Raw genomic sequence first — 14,331 nt, 5'->3', positions numbered from 1 at the left:
GGTGCCGACATAACCGGAATCGATCCTGCCCACGCCGGCTCCCCGCCTGCCGCCGGCGTACCCGCTGAACGCCTCAGAGAAGTCCACGATGCTCAGGAATGCCCCCTTAAGTACCAAGCTCCTGCTGATCCTGCTCCTGCCCCTGGCTGGCTTCCTGGTGGTCTCGGGCCTCTACACCGCCGACCGCTACGAAACCTTCAAGGACATGGAGCACACCGTGACCGCCAGTGCCACGGCCCAGCGCATCAGCGCCGTGGTCACCAGCCTGCAGCGTGAACGCGGCGCCAGTGGCGTGTTCCTCGGCAGCGGCGGCAAGGCGATGCAGGACAAGCTCAAGACCTTCCGCCAGGACAGCGACCAGGCCCTGGCCGCCCTGCGCGCCCTGGCCACCAGCGACGACGCCGAACTCCAGACCGCCCTGGGTGCCACGGACGGCCTGCGCGAACTGCGCAGCAAGGTGGATGGCCTGAGCCTCAACAGCACCCAGTCCGGCATCGCCTACACCGACCTGATCAAGACCCTGATCGGCTACACCCACGCCCTCGAAGCCGGGGTGAACGATCCGGCCATCCTGCGCGCCCTGGGTGCCCTCAATCTGTTCGTCGAGATGAAGGAACGCGCCGGTCGCGAGCGGGTGCTGCTCGGCCTGGCCTTCAACCAGAATCGCTTCGATGCCGGCCTGCTGTCGCGCTTCGCCCGCAACCTGGGCGAATTCTCCGCCTACGCCGACGCCTTCCAGCGCAAGGCCACGCCCGACTTCATCCGCGAGCTCGAGGACACCTTCAAGCAGCCCAGCGCCCTGGAAGTCAGTCGGCTGCAACAGCTGGCCTTCACCGTCCCGCTGGGCGACCCCCTCGGCATCAAGCCGGAGGACTGGTTCAACCTCGCCACCCAGCGCATCGACCTGATGGGCAAGGTGGAGGCCGACCTGGGCACCAGCGTCGGCGCCCTCGCCGAGCAGGCCCGCGCCCGCGCCAGCCACCATCTCTGGACCACTCTGGGCCTGGTGCTGGGGGTGCTGTTGGCCGTCTCGGCGCTGGCCTGGGTGATCATCCGCAACATCAAGCAGGCCGTGGAGCAGGTCAACGGCACCCTCACCCGGCTGGCCACCCGCGACCTCACCGCTCGTTGCGCCTACCAGGGTCGGGACGAATTCGGCACCATCACCAATAACCTCAACCTGATGAGCCAGGAGCTCGGCCAGGTGATCCAGGAGATCGGCGCCGCTACCGTGCAGGTCGCCACCGCCGCGGAAGAGGCCTCCGCAGTGGCCATCCAGACCAGCCAGAACGTCGCCCAGCAGCGCCTGGGTACCGACCAGGTGGCCACCGCCATCGCCGAGATGAGCGCCACGGTCAAGGACGTCGCCCGCAGCACCACGGAAGCCGCCGAGGGCTCACGCCAGGTGGAAGGCAACACCAGCCAGGGTCGCCGCGAACTGCAGGCCACCATCGGCCTGGTGCAGGGGCTATCGGTGCAAGCCGGGCGGACCTCCGAGATCATCGCCGAACTCAAGCAGGAAAGTGACGCCATCTCCTCGGTACTGGACGTCATCCGCGGCATCGCCGAGCAGACCAACCTGCTGGCGCTCAACGCCGCCATCGAAGCCGCCCGGGCGGGCGAAGCCGGTCGTGGCTTCGCCGTGGTGGCCGACGAGGTGCGCTCCCTGGCACAGAAAACCCAGCAATCCACCGGCAGCATCCAGCAGATGATCGCCCATCTGCAGAGCGGCTCCGATCGCGCCACCCAGGCCATGCAGGAAACCCTGAACCAGGTCCAGGCCGGCGCCAGCAACGTGGTGCGCGCGGGCGAGCTGCTCGGTGAGATCGCCGAGGGCGTGACCCTGATCAACGACCGCAACATCCAGGTGGCCTCGGCCGCCGAGCAGCAGAGCCAGGTCGCCGAAGAGATCAGCCGCAATGTCAACGACATCAACGACCTGGTGATCCAGGTCAGCGCCGGTGCCGAGCAGACCGCCGTCACCAGCCGCGAACTGGCCCGCCTGGCCGAGCAGCAGCAATCGCTGGTGGGGCGCTTCCGGGTCGCCTGATCGGGTCCGGCGCGGGCGCTTCTTGCGGAGCGCCCGCGCCGGGTGTCGCGACGCCCGGCCGAATGACGGCTCACCAGGAGTTGCCGGCCGTCGATCTCAGGAAGTGCAGCGCGAAGACGCAATTGCGCTCACAATGTACGACTGCGCATCCCGCGTGCGGGTGTATGCCCATCAACGCTACAAGGCTCGGTCCCGCAATACGATGGCAATGACAAAGCAACAGGGTGTGGCCTGGTTCGTCGACGGCGCCTACGCCTTGAGCGCCTGGAACGGCTCCGTCTCCGGCGCCAAATTCGACTATCTCAAGCTGCGCCAATACATCGAAGAAGATGCGGGCGAACGCATCGGCGACGCCTACTACTTCAACTGTGACAGCGACCCGCCGACCATCGCCCAGACCGGCTTCAACAAGTTTCTCAGCTCGGCCCCACCCAAGGGGGCCGGGTTGCGGGTCAAGCTCTACTGGCTGCAAAGCAAGGCCCACGAATGGCCCGCATCGGCGGGCGGGGGGCCGATACTGCATCCCGTGACGGGCGAGCAGTACACGACCAAAAGTCAGAAAGGCGTCGATGTGGGCCTGGCGTTCAACCTGATGCGCTCCCACGCGAAGCGCGGCTGGAAGAAGCTGTACCTCGTCGCGGGCGATGGCGACTTCCATGAGGTCGTCCAGTATCTGGTGGAGAACGAGGGCGTCGAAGTCACCGTGATCGGCGCCCACTTTTCCATCAGTGGCGAGATTGCCCCCTATGTCCGGGTGGTGGAGTTCAAGGATATCGAGGCGGCTATCGCCAGGTAGCCAGGGATAAGGTTCGGCAGCCTCATCCACCCCGTAGCCGCTGCAGATGCCCGGTCAGCATGGCCGACACCGTGCGGCAGGTGCTCTGCGCCGGCAGTTCCTCGTCGAACAGCAGCTCCACGGTGGAGTGGATCAGCTCGACCACGATGCGCGAGACCTGGGCGATGTCCTTCGCCGGCACGTTCGGCAGGATGACCGTGAGCAACTCGGCCTGCTGCGCCGCCACCCGGCGGTGCGAATCGAGCCGCACGTGCTCGAGCGACGGTACGGCGCGCAACGCCTTGAGAATCCACATCCCTCCCGGCGTCTCCGCGGTGACGCGGTAGGTGTCCAGCAACAGGCCCGTCAGAGCCTCTTCCACCGGCTCCAGGGGCCCGGCCAGCAACTGCGGATCGATCCAGGGGGCGATCTGCGCGTTCTGCTTCTCCAGCAGACGCCGACCCAGTTCCTCCAGCAGCGCGTACTTGTTGGGGAAGTAGCGATACAGCGCGGGGGGGGTCAGCCCTGCGCACTCGCAGACCAGATTGGTGGATAGGCGTTCGATGCCGACCTCGCGGAGGACCTCGGCGGCCGCGGCGAGGATGCGCTCATAGGTTTCCGCCGCGCGCTGCTGACTGGGGCGGGCCTTGGGCGTGGCGCGAGACGTTGACGCAGGATCTTTGGCAGCCATGAACGCTTCCTAATGAGACGGAAAAACCCCTTGCGAGGCACAAAAATGATAGTTATAACTATCGTGTAGCGATGACTATCATAACAGCTAGAACGACCTTGAACTGCCTCCAGCCACAACCACAACAATCAGCGGGAGTCTCACCATGAAATCGTCCTTCGCGCTTGCAGCTTTCCTTCTCGTCGCCCAGCTCCCCCTCGCCCAGGCGGCGAGCCCCACGCCGGTCCAGGGCCTATGGCTCACGGCCGACCAGGGCGCGGCGGTCCGCGTGGAGCCCTGCCCGGACAACGCCGCAGCCCTGTGCGGCACCATCGTCTGGGACAAGGACGCCGGCAACGCCCACGATACCTGCGGTACGCGCATCCTGCAGATGACCCGCAACGATGAAGGCACCTGGCGTGACGGCTGGGTATTCGATCCCCGCGATGGGAAGAAGTACAAGGGTTACGTCCGCCGCAAGGGCGACGACCTGAACATCCGTGCCTACGTCGGCACCGAGGTACTCGGCAAGACCGAACAGCTGACCCCCTTGAGCGCCCTGCCCACCAGTCCCCGCTGCAGCTAAGCCACCGCCAGGAGCGACCCCATGAACCGGACCCTTCACCGCGCCCAGGCGGCGGCCCTAGCGTGCCTGGCGTTCGCCAGCGCAGCGGCCCAGGCCGACGATGACCTGGCCAGCTATTCCCTGACCGTGACCTCGCGGCTGCTCTCGGATGTCCGCACCCGCGGCATCTCCGATTCGCTCAATCGCCCGGGGGCCAAGGTCACCCTGGAACTGGCCCACGAGAGTGGCCTGATCGGCCTGGCCGAATTCGGCACCGTGAGCAAGAAGCAGTTTCTCGACGGCGACGGCGCCAGCGTGCTGCTGGCCGGTGGCTATAGATTCGGCGACCCGGAGGCCTGGCACTTCGGCGTCGGCCTGGCCGGGGAATTCTTTCCCGGTGCCCACTTCAGGGCGCCCAGTCGTATCGATCCGGAGACCGGCGAGCCAGGGGGAGTCCACAGCACCAACTACAACAGCCAGTTCGCCGTACTGGAAATCGGCTATGGCGCCCTCCAGGGTCGCATCCTCGACGTGCTCTCGGAAAACTACCGCGGCGCCAACACCGCCGGGGTCTGCGGCGCCCAGCTGCAATTCAACGCCGACCCTACCAAGGGCCTGGAGTGCTATGCCAAGGGTGACCACGACTCCCGCGGCAGCCTGCTCTACGACCTGGACTATCGCTACGAGCTGACGCCGCGCACCAGCCTCAAGCTGCACGCCGGCTACCAGCAGATCCGCCACTTCTCCGAGGCCAACTTCAGCGACTACGGGGTCGGGCTGGTGCATCGCCACTGGGGCTTCGACTTCGGACTGGACTACGTCAGTCCCCATACCCGGGCGCGCGAACTCTACATCGCCGAAGACGGTGACCATCAGCGCGCGACGGACGAGGCCCGCTGGGTGCTGTCCGTGGCCCGTCCATTCTGAGAGTCGGCGCCCATGAAACCTCACGTCTTCGCCACGCCGCCCGCCCCGGTCCAGGCCACCGCCCTCGATGGTCTGGTGCTGGTGGTGGACCTCGGCACCTCCGGCTGCAAGAGCGCCCTGGTCACCCTCGGCGGCGAAGTGGTCGCCTGGACCTTCCATGGCGTCGCCCTGCACGTCGAGGGCCACAGCGCCGAGCAGGAACCGGAAGACTGGTGGCAGGCCTTCCTGCGCGGCGCCGGCGAATTGCTGGCCGCCGATCCGGCGCGTCGACGGCGGGTGGTGGCGGTGTGTTGCTCCACCCAGACCGAAGGCACGGTCTGCGTCGATGCGAATGGCCAGGCCCTGGGCCGCGCGCTGCTCTGGCTGGACATGCGCGGCGCCGAGTCGGTGGCGCGCCGGGTCGGTGGGGGGCGACTGAAGGTGGCCGGCTACTCACCCTTCAAGCTGTGGCGCTGGATTCGCCTGACCGGCGGTGCGCCCTCGCTGTCGGGCAAGGACTCCGCCGGCCATATCGCCTATCTGCAGGACCACCAGCCGGAGCGCTACGCGCGGACGGTGAAGTTTCTCAACGTCCTCGACTTCATGAATCTGCGCCTGACCGGGCGTTGCTGCGCCACGGCGGACTCCATCTGCACCGCCTGGATCACCGACAATCGCGATTCCCGCCAGGTGAAGTACGACGCCGGGCTGATCCGCACCCTGGGCTTCGACCGCGACAAGCTGCCCGACCTGGTGGATTCGGCGGAGGTGATCGGCACCCTGACCGGCGCGGTGGCCGACCAGCTCGGCCTGCCACGCAGCACCCCGGTGGTGGCCGGCTCGGTGGACACCTCGGCGGTGGCGGTGGGCTCGGCGGTGGAAGATTTCGCCCCGCACCTCTACCTCGGCACCTCCTCCTGGCTGGGCGCCCATGTGCCCTTCAAGAAGTCCGATGTCCTGCGCCACATGGCCGCCGTGCCCAGCGCGGTCAAGGGTCGCTACCTGGCCATGGCGCTGCAGACCGCGGCGGGCGCCAACCTGTCCTTCCTGCGCGACAAGGTGCTCTACCACCCGGACGAATTGCTCAGCGACGAGCAGCACCCGGATCTCTATGCCCTGCTCGACCGCATCGCCGCCCGCGTACCGCCGGGCGCCCGCGGCCTGCTCTACACCCCCTGGCTGTATGGCGAGCGCAGCCCGGTGGACGATCCCAGCCTGCGCGCGGCGCTGATCAACCTGTCGCTGGAGCACACCCGCGAAGACATCATCCGCGCCTTCCTCGAAGGGGTGGCGCTCAACACCCGCTGGATGCTGGAGCCCTTCGGCCGCTTCCTCGGCCGCCGACCGGAGCGGATCACCGCGGTAGGCGGCGGCGCCCAGTCCAATCTCTGGTGCCAGATCATGGCCGACGTCACCGGCCAGGTGATCGCCCAACCCGCGGCGCCCATCCAGGCCAATGCCCGGGGCTCGGCCTACATCGCCGCCGCCGGCATCGGCGCCCTCGCCTTCAGCGACGTGCCCGCGCTGCAACGGCCGCCCCGCCTCTATGAGCCCTGCCCCCAGGCGCGGGCGCGCTACGACGACAGCTACGCCACCTTTCTCGAAGTCCGCCGGCGCCTGGCGCCGCTGTACCGGCGGCTCAACCCCAACCAGGGAGCCCGACCATGAGCGATACCCTCGATGTGCGCGAACAGGTGGTGGACCTCTGCCTGCACCTGGTGCGCCGCGGCTTCTTCGCCGCCACCGGCGGCAACCTGGCGCTACGGGTAGACGCCCAGCGCATCGCGGTCACTCCGTCCGCCCTCGACTACTACCAGATGCGCCCGAACGACGTCTGCATCCTGCGCCTGGCCGATCTGCAGCCGCTCGAAGGCAACCGCGCGCCCTCGGTGGAAACCGGGCTGCATGCCCGGGTACTGCGGCGCTTTCCCGCCGTGGGGTGCAGCCTGCATACCCACCAGCCGCTGGCCAGTGCCTGCACCCTGCTGGGCGAGGCGCTGACCATCGACGATCCCGGGCGCTGGCCCGAGCTGGGCCGCCGGCTGCCACTGGTGGGCTATGCCCCGTCCGGCACCGGCTGGCTGGCCAAGCGCCTGGATCGCGCCCTGACCGCCGAGAGCCCGGCCTATCTGCTGCGCAATCACGGGGTGCTCTGCTACGGCGCCAGCGCAGGCCAGACCCTGGCAGTGCTGGAGCAGCTGGAAGCCTTCTGCGAGCACTACCTCGTCCGGCGCATCGCCAACCGCACCGGTATCTCCGCCGCCGACAGCCTGGCGCGCCAGCGCCTGCTGACCACCCTCACCGCCTCCTTCCCGTCCTGAGGTCCGCCATGAACCAGCCCCTGACCACGCCCCCCCTGCTGCCCAGCCCGCCCGCGATCACCGCCTGGCCGGATACCGACACCCTCTATCGCCGCTTCGCCGAGCTGGTCAGGCAACCCATGCGCCCGCTACGCCGCGACGCCCTGGCCAGGGTCATGGGCTATTTCGACGAGCGCTGCCAGGGCTCCCGGCGCCTGGCCGAACGTGCCAAGCACTTCATTCCGGGGGGCGTGCAGCACAACCTGGCCTTCAATCACCCCTTTCCCCTGGCCATCGCCCAGGCCGAGGGTGCCCATCTCACCGACGTGGATGGCAACAGGTACATCGACTTCCTGCAGGCGGGCGGCCCCACCCTGCTCGGCTCCAACCACGCCGGCGTCCGCGAGCAGGTGCAGCGTATCCTCGCCGAATGCGGACCGGTCACCGGGCTGTTGCACGAGTACGAGGTCAAGCTCGCCGAACTGGTCTGCCAGAGCGTGCCCGGCATCGACCAGGTGCGGCTGCTCGGTTCGGGCACCGAGGCGGCCATGGCCGCGGTGCGCCTGGCGCGGGCCTACACCGGCCGCCGCTGGATCATCAAGATCGGTGGCGCCTACCACGGCTGGAGCGACCAGTTGGTCTATGGCATGCGCCTGCCCGGTACCGGGCGGATGGAGGCCCTCGGCATTCCCCGCGGCGCCACCGCCCACACCCAGGAGAGCCCGCCGAACGACCTCGACGCCCTGCGCCGCCGCCTGCAATTCAATCGCCTGCGCGGCGGCACCGCGGCGGTACTGGTGGAGCCCTTCGGCCCGGAAAGCGGCACCCGCCCGGTACATCCGCACTTCAATCGCGAAGTGCGCAAACTCTGCGACGAATTCGGTGCCCTGCTGATCTTCGACGAAGTGGTGACCGGCTTCCGCGCCGGCATGGGTGGCGCCCAGGCCTATTTCAAGGTGCTGCCCGACCTCACCGTGCTGGGCAAGTGTCTCACCGGCGGCTATCCCATGGCCGGCGCCCTGGGTGGCAAGGCCGAGGTCATGCAGTTGCTGGTGGGCGGCATCGGCACCTCGTCGAAGCGCGCCTTCGTCGGCGGTACCCTCTCGGCCAACCCCCTGTGCTGCGTGGCCGGCTACTACGCCCTCAAGGAAATCCAGCGCCTCGACGCCGCCGGCCAGGCCGGCCGCGCCGGCGACCGGCTGCGCCAGGGGCTGGAGGAGATCATCCAGCGGCGCAACCTGCCCTATGTCGCCTACAACCTGGGCTCCATCGTGCACCTGCAGACCTCAGGGGTGCTGCTGCTCGACACCGGCAACCCGCTCAAGCTGCTGCGCCTGCGTAACGAGGCCAAGGCGCGCAAGCACATGATGGAGGAAATGGGTGCCGCCTACACCGCCCACGGGCTGATCACCCTGGCCGGCAGCCGCCTCTATACCAGCCTGGCCGACACCGATGCCGTGATCGACGACGCCCTGGAACGCTTCGACCGTGTCTTCCAGCTGGTATGAGGCCCCATCCGATGCGCCTCGCCCTCCACCAGCAGTGGCTCGACCTGCAGCAGCGCCTGGTACGCCGCGGCGAACTCCCGGCGGTCGCGCTGTCGCTGCGCGTACCGGGCACCGGCACCCTCTGGTACGGCACCCTGGCGGATGCCGAGCCGGCGGAGACAGCGCTCGGCCAGGCCTTCCCGGATGCCGCTGACCACGCGGTCGTCTACCGCGCGCGGCCGGACGTCGGCGCGATCATCCAGGGCGCGGGCAGCTACGGGCCGCTCGTGGCACCGTTCGGCGCCTGCATGCCCGTGCTGTTCGACGAGCAGGCGCGCCACCTGGGCCGCATGGCCGCGGGGGTGAGCGATGCCAGTCGCGTGCCGGAGGCCCTCGTTGGCGGCGGCAACGTCCTGCTGCTGGCGGACCGGCCGCTGTGCCTGGGCACCACCGCCAGCCGCGCGGCGCTCAACGCGGAACTGTTCGAGAAATGCGCCAAGGCCTACACCCTGGCCCAGGCGACCGGTGCCACTCTCACCCGCCTGCCCTGGTGGGTGGTGCTGATCGCCACGCGCCGTCTCGCCCGCGACCAGCGCAACGCCGCCCTGGCCTTCGCCAGCGGCGAGCTGCCAGCGGAAAGCCGCGGCTACTGACCGAAATCTGGAGGTAAGCCCCATGACCGTTCCGCCCCCCTCGCCGCCGCTCCAGGTCGCTGCCACCCTGCTGCTGGGCTCCCTGGCCCTGCTCATCCTGGGCCTGCAACCGCTGCTGCTCGGCGAGCTCTTCACCAGCGGGCGGGCCAGCCTGGACGGCCTGGGCCTGGTGGCGATGGGCGAGATCGTCGCCCTCGGCCTGGGCGTGATGCTCGGCGAGGTCCTGGGTCTGCGCCTGGACCTGCCGCGACTGTTGCTGCCGGCGATCCTGCTGGCGATCGGCACCGACCTGCTCAGCGCCCATGCCGTCGGTGATCTGCCTTTGCTCGGCCTGCGCGCCCTGGCGGGGCTGGGCGAAGGCCTGCTGCTCTGGGCGGCGGTGGCACTGATGGTCCGCCAACCCCGGGCCGAATGGCTGTCGGGTCTGTTCATGGCCTTGCAGACCTTTTGCCAGGGGCTGCTGGCGGCAGTCCTGGCGCTGTGGGTACTGCCCGGCGCCGGCATCCTCGGCGGCTTCCTGCTCCTGGCGGTGGTCACGGCGCTCGCCCTACCGCTGCTGGCCGCCCTGCCGCGCCGCCTGGCGCCGGTCGCACGCCAGACCGCCAGCCCGTCCAGTCCGGGCTGGACGCTACCGCGCGGCCTGCTGCTGGCCTGCGTCGGGGCCCAACTGGCCGCGATCGGCGCGCTGTGGGCCTATCTGGAACCCTATGGCGAAGCCCTCGGCCTGCAGCCTGGCCAGGCCCAGTCGCTGATCGCCCTGAGCCTGGGCGCCCAGTTGCTCGGCGGCCTGGCCGGCGCCGGGCTGGTGAGCCGCCTGCCGGCACCGGGCACCCTGGCGGTGGTGACCCTGCTGCTGGGTAGCCTCGCCACCCTGATCCACGGCCTACCGGTCGGCGCACACCTGGCCTTCGTCGGGTTCTGCCTGCTGTTCACCTTCCTCTGGCAGACCCTCACCCCCTTCCAGATCGGCCTGGCGCTGAGCCTCGACCCCCGGGGTCGCACCGCTACCCTGGTGCCGTCGCTGCAACTGCTCGGCTGCGCGGCCGGGCCGGCGCTGGCGTCACTCTGGCTGAACGGCGCCGAGGTAAGACCCGCCGCCCTCGCCAGCGCCTTGCTGAGCCTGCTCGCCCTGGCCCTGCTCGGCTTGCTCGGCCTCAGCGCAAGAACGAGCCGCCTGCCCAGCCGCGGACGCTTGCGTCGCTCCGGCTGAGCGGGACGCTCGCGCCCGGCTCCACTACCCTTACCCAGCCTCTCGACTCCAGTGCGGATCTCAACATGCCTGCCCCCCTGCTCGATCCAGCGCCATCCACCTTCGCCGACCCGGCGCCACAGCAGCTGTTCCGCGACCAGGCCGCACGGGCACTGGCACTGCGCAGCTCGACCGCCGAAGAGCGCCGCGTCCTGCTGGTCAGCCTGCACCAGGCCCTGGTGGCCCGGCGCGAGGCCCTCTACACCGCCTTCCATACGGACTTCGGCAAGCCCCGGGTCGAGGTGGAGCTGTCCGAGATCATGCCGGTGCTGGAGGAGATCCAGCATGCGCGCCGCCACCTGCGCCGCTGGATGAAGCCACGCCGGGTCGGCGCGACCCTGACCTCGCTGGGCTGCCCGGCCGAGATCCACTGCCAGCCACGCGGCCGCTGCCTGATCATCGGGCCTTGGAACTATCCGGTGTCGACGCTGCTCGGGCCTCTGGTATCCGCGCTGGCCGCGGGCAATACCGTGGTGCTCAAGCCATCGGAATTCACCCCGGCGGTCAACGCCGTGCTGCGGGAGGTGGTCGCCGAGGCCTTCACCCCCGATACCGTGGCCTTCTGCGAAGGCGGCGTGGAGACCGCCCAGGCGCTGTTGGCGCTACCCTTCGATCACTTCTTCTTCACCGGCTCGCCGGCCGTGGGCCGCCTGGTGATGCAGGCGGCCGCCACTCAGCTGGCCTCGGTGACCCTGGAGCTGGGCGGCAAGTCGCCCGCCATCGTCGATGCCAGCGCCGACCTGGACGCTGCCGCCGAGCTGCTGCTCTGGGGTAAGTTCTTCAACGCCGGGCAATCCTGCGTCGCGCCCGACCACCTGTTCGTCGCGCGTGCCATCCAGCCCGCCTTCATGGCGCGCTGCCGTGCCCTGCTGCGACGTCGCTACGGCAGCGATCCCGCCCGCAGTCCGGACTACGCCCGACTGATCCACGAGCGTCACGCGGCCCACCTGACCCTCCAGCTGCAACAGGCCCAGGCCGCCGGTGCCACCCTGATCCATGGCGGCGACCACGACGTCGCCCAGCGCTATCTGGGCCCCACCCTGCTGGATTGCTCGAACGTGAGCAGTGCCCTGGACGAGCTGGAAATCTTCGGCCCGCTGCTGCCTGTCATCGCCTACGACGACCTGGACGAGGTCTTCGCGCGGATCGACGCAGGCCCCAAGCCCCTGGCGCTCTACCTCTGGAGCCAGGATCGCGAGGTCCACCGGCGCGTCGCGACGCGCACCAGCTCCGGCAGCCTGGGCATCAACCTCTGCATGCAGCAGTACACCCAGGTCAACCTGCCCTTCGGGGGCGTCAACCATTCCGGGCTGGGCAGCGCCCACGGCCTGGCGGGCTTCCGCGCCTTCTCCCACGAGCGCAGCGTGATGACGGCAGGCCCCCTGCTGGCGATCCGGTTGCTGTTCCCGCCGTACTCCCCCGCCAAGCTGCGCCTGGCGCAATGGGTCTCGCGCCTGGTCGGGCGCGGCTGAGCGAAGCCAGGCGCCCGAGCATTGCGCACGGCGCCTGGCACCGCCGCTTCAGCGTCCGGTCCGAAAGTCCGCCGGCTCCAGGCCGTAACGGCGCAGCTTGACGTACAGCCCGGCGCGGGAAATGCCCAGTCGGCTCGCGGTCTGCCGCAGGTTGCCGCGGGTCTGTTCCAGGGTCGCGCGGATCAGGTCGCGCTGACCGAGCTCCAGCGGCGTCAGGCGGTCGCCTTCCGCAACCTCGGGCGCGGCCGCGGCGAGCAGGCCGGGCGGCAGGTCCGTCGGCTGGATGAGCGTGCCCTGGGCCAGGTTCATCGCCCGCTCGATGACGTTCTCCAGTTCCCGCACATTGCCCGGCCAACCGTGGGCCACCAGCAAGGCCAGCGCCTCGTCGGCGATGGCCAGCGGCGGTCGCTGCAGATGGCGCCCCAGCTTCTCGATCAGGCTCGCCACCAGCAGCGGGATGTCTTCGCGGCGCTCGCGCAGCGGCGGTACCTGCAGGGTGAGGACGTTGAGGCGATAGAAGACGTCCTCGCGGAAGCTGCCACCCGCCACCGCCTGGGCCAGATCGCGATGGGTGGCGGCGATGACCCGGACGTCCACCGCCTGGGCCTTCTTGGCGCCGACCCGGGTCACCTCGCCTTCCTGCAGCACCCGCAGCAGGCTCACCTGGGCCTCCAGGGGCATGTCGCCGATTTCATCGAGGAACAGGGTGCCGCCGTCGGCGAGTTCGAACTTGCCCGCCGCACCGCCACGGGCGGCGCCGGTGAAGGCACCCTCGACATGGCCGAACAGTTCGCTCTGCACCAGGTCGCGGGGGATGGCGCCGCAGTTGAGGGCGACGAAGGGGCCATTACGCCGGTCGCTGGCGTTGTGGATGGCCTGGGCGAACAGCTCCTTGCCCACCCCGCTCTCCCCCAGCACCAGCACCGTGGCTTCGCTGCGGCTGGCCGCCTGTGCCAGCCGGAGACTGTTCTGCAACGCCGGCGAGCGTCCCTGGATATCGCCGAAGCCATATCGCGCCCGGGTGCCCAGCAACTGGCGGGTGATCTCGCGGATACGCCGGTTCTCCCGCAGCGACAGCACCCAGCCGCCCTGGGCGATGGGCGCGGCGGAGGCCAGGCATGGCAATCCGCTGCCATCCGGCAGCCGCAGGGTGAGATCGCGGTCCTGGCGCTCCCAGCGGCGATCCAGCCAGAGGTCGAGGTCGATGTCCTGGGTGATGAAGCTGGCGAAGGGACGCCCCCGTTGTGGATCGTCGAGCTGCAGCAGTCGGCGGGCATAGCCGTTGAGGCTACGGATGCGGTGGTCGTCGTCGAGCAGGATGACGCCCTCGTTCAGCACCTCCAGCACCCGCTGCTGCTCGTCCAGCAGGGCGGTGAGCGCCAGCTGCCGGGAGATCGCCTCCGCCGCGGCCTGCACCGTGCCCAGGGTATGGCAGTGGAAGTTGCCTACCGCTGCGGTGAGGGTCAGGGCGCCGAGCAGCCGCCCCTGGGTGTCGCGGACCGGTGCGGAGGCGCAGTGCATCCGCCGCTCCCGCAGCTCGCGCTTGAAGTTTTCCCCCGCCAGGACGAACACCAGCCGCTGCTCGCGCAGGGCCAGCCCGGTGCAGTTGGTGCCCTGCACCGATTCCAACAGCCGACTGCCCAGTGGCGTGAGGTCGAGACCGCAGGCGGCCAGGGTCACGCCCTCGGCATCCGCCAGGTTGAGGTGGCCGTCCGGGTTGTAGCGCAGCAGCTCGGCCATGACCGGCGCGGCGATCTCCAGCAGCTCGCGCTGCCGCTGCAGCCGGCGGGCCAGATCCTGCGGCTCGACGAACTCGTAGTGGAATTCCTCCGCGACGATGCCCGCCGCGCGGCTACGCAGCCAGGACGCCCGGATCACCGGTCGCACCAGGGGTAGCTCATCCGCCCCTGCCAGGCAGGCCTGCCAGGCGGCCTCCAGCTCGCGCTGGACGCTTTCGGCGACCGTCGACCGCTGCAGCTCGCCGACGAACTGCAATTCCCGCGTCAGTTCGCTCGGGGCGCGCTGCTCCTGCATCTTCGACTCCTCGTCCAACTATTGGACATGTCCAGCTGGACATGTCTTTTTTATAGACATAATCCTGGACTGACAAGCCCTGCAGCCCGCGGCCTGGCCGCATTCCGTTCTCTGGCATGCTGGTTGCTCAGCCCTCCCCGGCTCACCCCCATGCGTACAACAACCATAAG

The 14,331-nt window shown here is 69.3% G+C and carries 12 protein-coding genes; 10 read left to right on the top strand and 2 right to left on the bottom strand.

Features of this window, described 5'->3' with window-relative positions; genetic code table 11:
* Nucleotides 1-88 precede the first annotated feature (88 nt).
* Both AR540_RS02410 and AR540_RS02405 read left to right on the top strand, forming a co-directional pair.
* Complete coding sequence (locus AR540_RS02410; RefSeq protein WP_059226259.1) at nt 89-2,050, top strand: methyl-accepting chemotaxis protein; 1,962 nt, start codon at nt 89-91, stop codon at nt 2,048-2,050.
* A gap of 103 nt (nt 2,051-2,153) precedes the next feature.
* Nucleotides 2,154-2,846: an NYN domain-containing protein gene (locus AR540_RS02405; protein WP_177339181.1), complete on the top strand. Its 693-nt coding sequence runs from the start codon at nt 2,154-2,156 to the stop codon at nt 2,844-2,846.
* A 22-nt stretch (nt 2,847-2,868) separates the two neighbouring features.
* Here the strand turns inward: AR540_RS02405 and AR540_RS02400 are convergent, their stop codons facing one another.
* The gene (locus AR540_RS02400; protein ID WP_059226258.1) at nt 2,869-3,516 is read right to left on the bottom strand and encodes a TetR/AcrR family transcriptional regulator; all 648 of its coding nucleotides are present in this window, start codon (nt 3,514-3,516) and stop codon (nt 2,869-2,871) included.
* A gap of 145 nt (nt 3,517-3,661) precedes the next feature.
* On the opposite strand from AR540_RS02400, the gene AR540_RS02395 reads away from it, so the two are divergent.
* The 8 genes from AR540_RS02395 (at nt 3,662) to AR540_RS02360 (ending at nt 12,127) form a co-directional block, all read left to right on the top strand.
* Nucleotides 3,662-4,081: a DUF2147 domain-containing protein gene (locus AR540_RS02395; protein WP_059226257.1), complete on the top strand. Its 420-nt coding sequence runs from the start codon at nt 3,662-3,664 to the stop codon at nt 4,079-4,081.
* A 21-nt stretch (nt 4,082-4,102) separates the two neighbouring features.
* Complete coding sequence (locus AR540_RS02390) at nt 4,103-4,987, top strand: TorF family putative porin (protein ID WP_059226256.1); 885 nt, start codon at nt 4,103-4,105, stop codon at nt 4,985-4,987.
* Nucleotides 4,988-4,999: 12 nt separating this feature from the next.
* A complete protein-coding gene (locus AR540_RS02385) occupies nt 5,000-6,634 on the top strand; it encodes a xylulokinase (RefSeq protein WP_059226255.1) in 1,635 nt (544 codons plus the stop codon).
* The gene (locus AR540_RS02380; protein WP_059226254.1) at nt 6,631-7,287 is read left to right on the top strand and encodes a class II aldolase/adducin family protein; all 657 of its coding nucleotides are present in this window, start codon (nt 6,631-6,633) and stop codon (nt 7,285-7,287) included. The genes AR540_RS02385 and AR540_RS02380 overlap by 4 nt, the downstream gene beginning before the upstream one ends.
* Before the next feature lie 8 nt (nt 7,288-7,295).
* Nucleotides 7,296-8,774 (top strand): aspartate aminotransferase family protein, encoded by a 1,479-nt coding sequence (locus tag AR540_RS02375; RefSeq protein WP_059226253.1) that lies wholly within the window; start codon nt 7,296-7,298, stop codon nt 8,772-8,774.
* 11 nt (nt 8,775-8,785) lie between these two features.
* Nucleotides 8,786-9,406, top strand: coding sequence for a hypothetical protein (locus tag AR540_RS02370; protein WP_059226252.1), 621 nt, complete (start codon nt 8,786-8,788; stop codon nt 9,404-9,406).
* A 22-nt stretch (nt 9,407-9,428) separates the two neighbouring features.
* Complete coding sequence (locus AR540_RS02365) at nt 9,429-10,616, top strand: hypothetical protein (RefSeq protein ID WP_059226251.1); 1,188 nt, start codon at nt 9,429-9,431, stop codon at nt 10,614-10,616.
* Nucleotides 10,617-10,681: 65 nt separating this feature from the next.
* Complete coding sequence (locus AR540_RS02360) at nt 10,682-12,127, top strand: aldehyde dehydrogenase family protein (RefSeq protein WP_059226250.1); 1,446 nt, start codon at nt 10,682-10,684, stop codon at nt 12,125-12,127.
* Nucleotides 12,128-12,175: 48 nt separating this feature from the next.
* Here AR540_RS02360 and AR540_RS02355 read toward each other — a convergent pair whose 3' ends face one another.
* On the bottom strand, nt 12,176-14,161 hold the full coding sequence (locus AR540_RS02355) for a sigma-54-dependent Fis family transcriptional regulator (protein ID WP_059226249.1): 1,986 nt from the start codon (nt 14,159-14,161) through the stop codon (nt 12,176-12,178).
* Between the last annotated feature and the right edge of the window lie 170 nt (nt 14,162-14,331).

It is taken from the genome of Pseudomonas sp. EpS/L25 (assembly GCF_001512295.1).
Classification (GTDB): domain Bacteria; phylum Pseudomonadota; class Gammaproteobacteria; order Pseudomonadales; family Pseudomonadaceae; genus Chryseomonas.
The sequence above is the reverse complement of the archived record's forward strand: the minus strand, read 5'-3'. Positions and strand labels throughout refer to the sequence as shown.

Coding starts and splice junctions, on each gene's coding strand:
- AR540_RS02410 (WP_059226259.1), top strand. CDS start 89: ATGCTCAGGAATGCCCCCTTAAGTACCAAGCTCCTGCTGATCCTGCTC.
- AR540_RS02400 (WP_059226258.1), bottom strand. CDS start 3,516: ATGGCTGCCAAAGATCCTGCGTCAACGTCTCGCGCCACGCCCAAGGCC.
- AR540_RS02395 (WP_059226257.1), top strand. CDS start 3,662: ATGAAATCGTCCTTCGCGCTTGCAGCTTTCCTTCTCGTCGCCCAGCTC.
- AR540_RS02390 (WP_059226256.1), top strand. CDS start 4,103: ATGAACCGGACCCTTCACCGCGCCCAGGCGGCGGCCCTAGCGTGCCTG.
- AR540_RS02385 (WP_059226255.1), top strand. CDS start 5,000: ATGAAACCTCACGTCTTCGCCACGCCGCCCGCCCCGGTCCAGGCCACC.
- AR540_RS02380 (WP_059226254.1), top strand. CDS start 6,631: ATGAGCGATACCCTCGATGTGCGCGAACAGGTGGTGGACCTCTGCCTG.
- AR540_RS02375 (WP_059226253.1), top strand. CDS start 7,296: ATGAACCAGCCCCTGACCACGCCCCCCCTGCTGCCCAGCCCGCCCGCG.
- AR540_RS02370 (WP_059226252.1), top strand. CDS start 8,786: ATGCGCCTCGCCCTCCACCAGCAGTGGCTCGACCTGCAGCAGCGCCTG.
- AR540_RS02365 (WP_059226251.1), top strand. CDS start 9,429: ATGACCGTTCCGCCCCCCTCGCCGCCGCTCCAGGTCGCTGCCACCCTG.
- AR540_RS02360 (WP_059226250.1), top strand. CDS start 10,682: ATGCCTGCCCCCCTGCTCGATCCAGCGCCATCCACCTTCGCCGACCCG.
- AR540_RS02355 (WP_059226249.1), bottom strand. CDS start 14,161: ATGCAGGAGCAGCGCGCCCCGAGCGAACTGACGCGGGAATTGCAGTTC.